The 344-nt window shown below is 57.6% G+C and carries 1 protein-coding gene; it reads left to right on the plus strand.

Annotated elements, in window-relative coordinates; translation table 11 throughout:
• Positions 1 to 344, plus strand: a 344-nt coding sequence (locus Q4563_RS17625; protein WP_303605423.1) for a PAS-domain containing protein, incomplete at both ends; no start/stop codon positions are given.

The following is a 344-nucleotide window of genomic DNA, read 5'->3' on the forward strand; positions in this document are numbered from 1 at the left end:
TTGAACAACCTGGTTGAGGAAGTTTCCGAGGTGGTGCTGTTTAACCGGGATCTGCTCAACTCCATTCTGCACAGCCTCAACCAGGGCATCACCGTGGTCGACGAGCATTTAACGCTGGTGGCCTGGAACCAGAGTTTTGCCAGCCTGTACGGTTTCCCTCAAGGGCACTTGTACGTTGGCCAGTCGGCGGAGGCACTGCTGGGGCATATTGCCCGCTCCGGCGGCTATGGCGACCAGGATGTTGATGCCATCGTCGCGCAACGCTTCAAGGAATTACGCCAGCGCGAGAAACTGCACTATGTGCGCAAAACCCGGGACGGCCGTTCGATTGAACTGAGTGGCAC

It is taken from the genome of Gilvimarinus sp. 1_MG-2023 (assembly GCF_030548285.1).